A 6,858-nucleotide genomic window follows, 5' to 3' on the forward strand; every position below is an offset into this window, starting at 1 on the left:
ACCAACTCGAGGGCGTCGACACCCGTCTCCCGCATGCCCATGATGCGCAGCGCCGCCGGGTTCACCGATTCGACGATTCCCTCGGCGGAGATGACGACGACGCCCTCCTCCAGGGCGGCCACGACGGTCTGGAAATGCTGTTCAGCGCGGTCCGGGGCGGCGCTGACCGCCTCGCCGGCCTCGGGTGCGGTCACGTCCCACACTGCGACCTGCTGGGCAGGCCTGCCCAGCCACTGGCAACGAACTGCCACCGCCTCCACCACGCGGGCCGTCCCGTCCAAGGGCAGAATGACCAGCTCCACCGGCGGCGAGATGTCCCCCTCACGTTGGCGGGCCGCGGTCCGAGAGAGCACCGTGGGAACCGATTGCGCGGCCACGAAGTCGATGATCCGGTGCCCCACCAGTTGGGCGGCGGATTCCGCCGCCATCGTGTGCACCATGGTGTCGTTGGCATAGAGGCAGCGGCCTTCGGCGTGCACACAGATCGCGACGGCGCTGTCGTCGATCATCTGCCGTAATTCCTGCTCGGCCTCAGCAGGCCCGCGAGCGGTGGCAGCTGTGGCCGCGGCCCGCAGCAGCTGGCCCACCTGATCGCGGACGGTCGTCAACCGGGCACGCTGCCACCGCACGCGGCCGGCCGCATGTCGTTCGCCCGGCCGGACGGATGCCGACGTGGAGGGTTCAGCGACCACCGCGACACCTTCCTCGCCCGACTGCGGATCCGTTCACAACCTAGAGCGCTCGTTCCCTGCTCTACCCCCGGTCCGGGTGCGCGCGCAGATCCATTGTGCAGTTTGCCGGTTCGATCGGCAACGTGACGCCCCGATGCATGACCGCCGGGCTCGTCGTCAGTGGCATCGCGCGCACCACCCGGGAGTCTTCGATGCGATCAGCCAAAGACGAACCGGCACAAGACGATAGCCCCGGGCCCACGACAACCGAAGATTGACGCCGTCCACGCGTTGCCAGGGCCGACCGCTCATCGGCTCCACACTGATCGCCGCGGAGCTGCTAGAAAGTTCTGCGAGGAAGGAACCCGATGCCGCGTGTTCGCCGAATACCACGATGCCCAGGGCTACGCCCGGCAATGGCTCGACAACGCCGCGCGGTGCGGCGTGCCCGCGGACGTCGCCGCCGGCATCGCGTCCCACGTCCCACCCGCCGGCTTTGGACTCCTCGAGGCAATGGACGAGATCCGCGACCCCCAGGGCAAGTCGTTCTTCCTGGTCCCGCAGTCCACCGGCGGCGACGACGCCCGCGACGCGGTGCTGCTGACCTACATCCTCAATGCGGGCACCGGCTACGGCGCGCCGGGCGGTCAGCCCGCAGACTTCCCCGAAACGCCGTACAGCGCTGCGGAGGTGTGGCGAATCCGTCATCGGCAGAGCCGCAACGGCTGGAGCTACACCCGCGACGTCGGGTTCGTGCACCGAAACGGGGGCCGCCTGGTCACCACGCCCAACGGCATGCTGATGGGCTTGGGCGGCAACTGGATCCAGCGCCAGTTCAGCCGGCGGGGCGGCACCACCTGGGGCGACATCTTCATGGTCAACGCGGGCCGGATCACCGACCCCGCCGAGCGGTTGCGCCGCGTCATCCGGTCGCCCCGCAGCAACCCCGACCTGGACCGGGTGCTGCACCACGAGGAGATCCACTCCCAGCAATGGGCGGCGAAGGGCTACCAGGGCATGATTCTCGACTACGGACGAGAACTACTGCGCGAGTTGGTTTTTGGCTCGACAAATCGGCTCGAGGTGGATGCGGGCCTCTCCGACGGTGGCTACAGATCGTGAACTCCGTTGTGCAGCACCATCAACCCGATCACGACGAGGACCGCCGCGAGCAGTGCGGCATTGTTCTCGTCCATCCACGTTTTCAGCCGCGCCAACGAGTCGTCGAGGCGGCGGCCGGCGACGGCGTAGGCCAGGATCGGGATCGCGACCGTCGAGGCGGCGACGACGACCAAGCACCCGGCGGCGATCCAGTCACCGATCAGACCCAGTCCGCTCGTGCCGATGGCCAGTCCGGCCGACACGCACAGCAGGCCGGACGCCGCCACCGACAGCGCGGTCAGCGCGGTCAGGCCAACCAGCCAGCCGGCCAGGAAGGCGAGGCCGCTCGGCCGCCGCCGCGGGGCCTGCAGGACCAGGACCGCCGGAATGGCCGTGATCGGCGAGAGCCCGATGACCAGTCCCAGCGGCACCAGTGCGATCAGCACCGAACCCCAACTGCCTGCCATGGGCAGGCATCCTGCCACAGCCGATTACCGCAGAGCGTGAATTCCGTTGTAAACCACCATGAAACCGATCAGCACCAGGATCACCGCCATCATCGCGCCGTGGTTTTCCTCCATCCAGGCCTTGAGCCGCTCCAGCGTGCCGTCGAGGCGGTCACCGGCGCCGACGTAGGCCAGGATGGGCACCGCCACTGTCGACGCGGAGATGACGACGAAGAGCGCGGCGGCGGTGAACCCGCCCGCGACGCCCAGGGTGCTGCTGCCGATGGCCAGGCCGGCCGCCGCACACAGGATCAGGACCTCGGGCCGTATCACCACGAGCAGCGCCCCGGTCATGGCCGCGCGCGGCGGGGTCAGCTTGGAGAACGAGCGCATCCAGGCGGGCATGCCACCGTGGCGGTTGCGGGTCACCCAGCGGTAGACACCGAAGAGGACCAGCGCCGACCCCAGCACCACGCGCAGCCAGGACGCCCACGCCGGCGGCGACTTGCGCAGGTTGCCGAGCAGGTCGGAGCTCGCGACGAACGCCGCGGTGACGGCCGCCAGGCCCAGTACCCAGCCGCTGAGGAAGGCGAGGCCGACGGGCCGTGGCCGGGAAGCGTGCAGGACCAGGACCGCCGGAATGACCGTGATGGGGGAGATTGCGATGACCAGCGCCAGCGCGATGAGCGCGGTCAGTACGGAGCCCGAACTTTGTGCCACGGGCAGCAATCATCGCATTGGCGCTCCGGCTGGGCAGCACGGACACCGGAGCCCCGTTGGCCGATGGCGGACGGATCGTGTTCTGCAGGCAACCGCCGGACTGGCCGAACGCGTGCCGCCTACCCCGCCCGGGGACGAAGCGAAGCCCCTGGGGCGCAGCGGCTCGCGCGGGAACAGCGCAGTCAAGTCCACGAGCACCGCAACGGGCGGCCGCACCGCCCGAAACGGTCTGCTGACCGGTTGCCCGGCGTACCCGGTCGAACCGAGCTGGCCCATCTGTCGATCATGAGTTCGAATACGCGGGGCGGCGTCGCGCGCATGGCACCATAGCGGTGATGCTCATCCGCGCCCGGCTGTGGCCGCTACCGGCGGCGCTGGATCCGCTGATGATCGGGGCACTGGCGGCGACGGTCAGCCTGATCGGGGCCGGCCGCCCGTCCTTCTGGTACGACGAGGCGGCGACCATCTCGGCCGCCTACAGTCGCTCGCTGTCCCAGTTGTGGCGGATGCTGGGCAACGTCGACGCCGTGCACGGCCTGTACTACCTGCTGATGCACGGCTGGTTCGCGGTCTTTGCACCCACGGAGTTCTGGGCCCGCGCGCCAAGCGGTTTGGCCGTCGGCAGCGCCGCGGCCGGGGTGGTGGTGCTCGGCAAACAGCTCTCGTCACGCACCGCCGCGGTGGCCTCCGGCGTGTTCTGCGCGATCCTGCCCCGCTCGACCTGGGCAGGCATCGAAGCCCGGCCCTACGCCGTTTCCATGATGGCCGCGGTGTGGCTGACGGTGTTGCTGCTGTACGCCATCCGGCGTGACGACGCGCGGGTCTGGTCGTTTTACGCTGTTGCACAATCGGTTGCGATCGTTCTCGACGTGTACTTGGCGCTGCTGGTGCTGGCGCACGCGGCTTTCGTCGTCGCGTTCCTGCGCAGGCGGAGCGTTCTGGTGCGGTTCACCGTCGCCTCGGTGCTGACAGGCTGTGCGGTGACGCCGTTTCTGGCGCTGGCCGCCGGGCAGGTGCACCAGATCAGCTGGATCGCAGGGATCGGGCACCGGACATTAGAAGACGTGGCGGTGCAGCAGTACTTCGAGAGAAACCCGCGGTTCGCGGTGCTGGCGAGCCTGCTCGTCGCGGCCGCGATCGTCGTCCGGCTGTGCACGCCGGGACCGGCGGATCGGCGGTTGCCGACGCTGGCGGCCGCCTGGCTGGTGATACCGACCGCCGCGATCGTGTTCTGGTCGGCGCTGGTTCACCCGGTCTACACGCCGCGCTATCTGTCGTTCACCGCACCGGCGATGGCGCTGGTGCTGGGCGCCGGCGCCGCGGCAGTGGCCGTCAACCCGCGGCGCACGGCGGTCCTGGTCGGATTGTTCGCCATGGTCGCCGCGCCGAATTACATTTCGGTGCAACGTAACCCGTACGCAAAATACGGTATGGACTACAGTCAGGTGGCCAACGTGATCGCCGCGCGCGCAGCACCGGGCGATTGCCTGCTCGTCAACGACACGGTGACGTTCATGCCCGCCCCGATGCGCCCGTTGATGGCGGCGCGCCCCGATGCGTACCGCAAGCTGGTCGACCTCACCCTGTGGCAACGGGCTACCGACCGCGCCGACGTCTTCGACACCAACCTGATACCCGAGGTCGTCGCCACACCCCTGAGCCGTTGCGGCGTCGTATGGATCATCACCCAGGCCGACGAGTCGCGGCCCGCTCACGAGCAGGGCCGCGCACTGCCACCAGGTCAGAGCTACGGGGCGACCCCCGCCTTCGCGGTGCCCGACGAACTGGGCTTCCGACTCGTCGAGCGCTGGCAGTTCAGCCTGGTCCAGGTGATCAAAGCGCGACGGTGACGCTCACCAGATGCGGAGGTAGTCGATGAGCATGGTGCACGGGAACCTGCCCATCGCCGGGTCCCCGCCGCCGACCCCGCCGACTGCAAGCGTGTACACGGGAGTCATCCAGTAGCCGGGATCGTTGAACGGCCAGCGTTTGTCGTCCGGGTTGCCGTGCACCGGAATCGGTTTGTTGGGAACGCTGAAATAGGGCTTGGCGCCGTCGACGTAGTCGCGCCAGAACTGAAATCCGTTTTCGCCCCAGTGCATTCGCCATGTGTGCCACGCACCGTCGACCAACCCGGGAATCGACCTGCCCTCCCAGGTCTTCCCGTTGGACGCCGCGTGGACCGTGGTGCCTGCGGGCCAGCTGCCGTTGCCGTACCACTCGAAGATGTCGACCTCGCCGTCGGGCAGCGGGTCCTCGTTGACAGCCCAGAACGAGGGCCACAGACCGGGGAACAGGCAGTCCAGCTTGACCCTTGATTCCCAGGTCTGGTTGATCATGCTGCGAAAATTGCCGCGCAGTTTGCCGGTGTAATACGTGCCGAAGTCGTTGGTGGCGCACAGGACGAGGTTGGAATTGCCGTCGAGGAACACGTTTTGGCGGTCGTCCCGGTAGATGCCTTCGACCGGAGGGAACACGTCGTCCTGCCAGGTCTGCACCGTCCACTTGGCCGGATCCGGTGCCGAGCCCGCCGGACCGTCGAATTCGTCCTGGAATATGTAGGGCCCGCCCGCGGATTGGGCGGGCGCCGACGGCGGCAACGGGTGCGCCTCTGCCTCCGGCAGACGGATCGAGGCGGCAGCCGCGGCCGCCAGCATGCCGATCCCAGTCGTCAACATGCTGCGACGATCCATTCCTAGACACCACCCATCCGCAAGCCGGAAACGCCATCCTGCGACATTCCCCCGAAAGCAACGATGCAAACCGTGTTATGAAACCACGCGGCGGGGGCGCGCTGCATCTCGCCCCGCCGCGTCACGGCACGTCCGCCGACGGCCCGAGGGGGCCGGCACGGCATCCAGGGCGTCCGGGGCGAAGGCCGGGGCCCAACCGAGACGTGGGTTCGCTCACCTTGACCAGCGTCTTGCCGATGTTGACCCCGGTGAACAGCCCGTTGAGGGCATCGACGCACGACTCGATGCCCTCGAAGAGGGTCTCCCGGTGCCGCAGCAGCCCGTCGGCCTCCCACCGGCGCAACGCAGCGAACGCCTCGTCGAAGAGCGGGCGTCGGCGTCGATGCCGACGTAGGTGGTACGGATCAGCGCCTCCCCCTCGGCCGGATCGGACGCCGGCGTGGTCACCAGCTCGGTGTCGCCGGGCCGGACCAGCCCGGTCGGGCGGCGGCGCAACACGATCTGACGGTTTTGCAAGTCGGGCAGAAAGCAGAAACTACAGGCCCGGCCCGTCTGCGGGAACGTCGTCGGGCCGAGGAATCCGAATCGCCATCGAGGGCGCGCGCCGCGATGCGTGGGCACCTTGCAGGAGGCGGTGCCGCCGCGATGCGCTCAGTAACCCGGCCCCAGGAACGGGTTCTGCCCGGTGCCGGGGTACTGGGGGGCCTGGTTCTGGGGGACCTGGTTCGCCGGCACCGGTACCGGTATCGGCACCGGCAGCAGCGGGAGACGGATCCACTCCGTCGTCATCGGCACCGTCGTCGTGGTCGGCGTCTCCGACGTGGGCGGTGGCGGCGGGGTCGTCGTGGGCGTCTCGGTCGGGCTGGGCGGCGGCGGCGCAGTCGTCGTCGCGGCCGGCGGTTGGGTCCGTCGCGGCGGCGGGGGCGGCGTGGTCACCACCACGGGTGGCGGCGGCGTGGTCACGACCACGGGTGGCGGCGGCGTGGTCACGACCACGGGTGGCGGCGGCGGTGGGGGCGGGGGTGGGGGCGGGGACGCACTGGGCACCGGCGGCGGGGGGACGGCCGTGGGCACCAGGCTGGGCAGCGGCACCGGGCGGGGCGCCACGCTGGGCGCAGGCGGCGCCTGGCGGTTCTCGATACCCGTCAGCGTGTAGGCCACCCCACCGATCGCCGTCATTGCCACCATCGCACAGGCGCCGATGATCAACTGGGACAACCGCACCCG

General features: G+C 69.3%; 7 protein-coding genes and 2 pseudogenes. 3 read left to right on the forward strand and 6 right to left on the reverse strand.

All coding sequences use genetic code 11. The annotated features are described in order from the left end of the window. Positions 1-692 (reverse strand): PAS domain-containing protein (locus ACOJVU_RS06035; protein ID WP_421528939.1); only part of this gene is annotated, 692 nt, incomplete at its 3' end. A gap of 354 nt (positions 693-1,046) precedes the next feature. Between ACOJVU_RS06035 and ACOJVU_RS06040 the strand changes: the two genes are divergently transcribed. Then, positions 1,047-1,793 carry a hypothetical protein gene (locus ACOJVU_RS06040; RefSeq protein WP_421528940.1) on the forward strand — a complete coding sequence of 249 codons (747 nt, stop codon included), beginning with the start codon at positions 1,047-1,049 and terminating at the stop codon, positions 1,791-1,793. On the opposite strand, the gene ACOJVU_RS06045 is transcribed toward ACOJVU_RS06040, so the two are convergent. Both ACOJVU_RS06045 and ACOJVU_RS06050 read right to left on the reverse strand, forming a co-directional pair. Further along, positions 1,781-2,239: a GAP family protein gene (locus ACOJVU_RS06045; RefSeq protein WP_421528941.1), complete on the reverse strand. Its 459-nt coding sequence runs from the start codon at positions 2,237-2,239 to the stop codon at positions 1,781-1,783. The genes ACOJVU_RS06040 and ACOJVU_RS06045 overlap by 13 nt on opposite strands. 24 nt (positions 2,240-2,263) lie before the next feature. Continuing rightward, positions 2,264-2,938 carry a GAP family protein gene (locus ACOJVU_RS06050; protein ID WP_421528942.1) on the reverse strand — a complete coding sequence of 225 codons (675 nt, stop codon included), beginning with the start codon at positions 2,936-2,938 and terminating at the stop codon, positions 2,264-2,266. Between the two features lie 335 nt (positions 2,939-3,273). Here ACOJVU_RS06050 and ACOJVU_RS06055 point away from each other — a divergent pair, with 335 nt between their 5' ends. Then, the gene (locus tag ACOJVU_RS06055; protein ID WP_421528943.1) at positions 3,274-4,788 is read left to right on the forward strand and encodes a glycosyltransferase family 39 protein; all 1,515 of its coding nucleotides are present in this window, start codon (positions 3,274-3,276) and stop codon (positions 4,786-4,788) included. A 3-nt stretch (positions 4,789-4,791) separates the two neighbouring features. Here the strand turns inward: ACOJVU_RS06055 and ACOJVU_RS06060 are convergent, their stop codons facing one another. The 3 genes and pseudogenes from ACOJVU_RS06060 to ACOJVU_RS06070 form a co-directional block, all read right to left on the reverse strand. Beyond that, positions 4,792-5,631, reverse strand: coding sequence for a glycoside hydrolase family 16 protein (locus ACOJVU_RS06060; RefSeq protein ID WP_421528944.1), 840 nt, complete (start codon positions 5,629-5,631; stop codon positions 4,792-4,794). 196 nt (positions 5,632-5,827) lie between these two features. After that, positions 5,828-5,995: pseudogene (locus ACOJVU_RS06065) on the reverse strand (NADP-dependent oxidoreductase); the annotation flags it as partial. Continuing rightward, a pseudogene (locus tag ACOJVU_RS06070) lies at positions 5,995-6,156 on the reverse strand (NADP-dependent oxidoreductase); the annotation flags it as partial. The pseudogenes ACOJVU_RS06070 and ACOJVU_RS06065, both read right to left, overlap by 1 nt. Positions 6,157-6,316: 160 nt before the next feature. Between ACOJVU_RS06070 and ACOJVU_RS06075 the strand changes: the two are divergent. Next, on the forward strand, positions 6,317-6,787 hold the full coding sequence (locus ACOJVU_RS06075; RefSeq protein ID WP_421528945.1) for a hypothetical protein: 471 nt from the start codon (positions 6,317-6,319) through the stop codon (positions 6,785-6,787). Positions 6,788-6,858: the final 71 nt, after the last annotated feature.

Origin of the sequence: Mycobacterium sp. THU-M104 (assembly GCF_049197365.1) — a bacterium.
GTDB lineage: Bacteria > Actinomycetota > Actinomycetes > Mycobacteriales > Mycobacteriaceae > Mycobacterium.

What these genes read in the sequence shown, in the direction of transcription:
- ACOJVU_RS06045 (WP_421528941.1), bottom strand. Translation starts at nt 2,239, where the DNA reads ATGGCAGGCAGTTGGGGTTCGGTGCTGATCGCACTGGTGCCGCTGGGA.
- ACOJVU_RS06055 (WP_421528943.1), top strand. Translation starts at nt 3,274, where the DNA reads ATGCTCATCCGCGCCCGGCTGTGGCCGCTACCGGCGGCGCTGGATCCG.
- ACOJVU_RS06060 (WP_421528944.1), bottom strand. Translation starts at nt 5,631, where the DNA reads ATGGATCGTCGCAGCATGTTGACGACTGGGATCGGCATGCTGGCGGCC.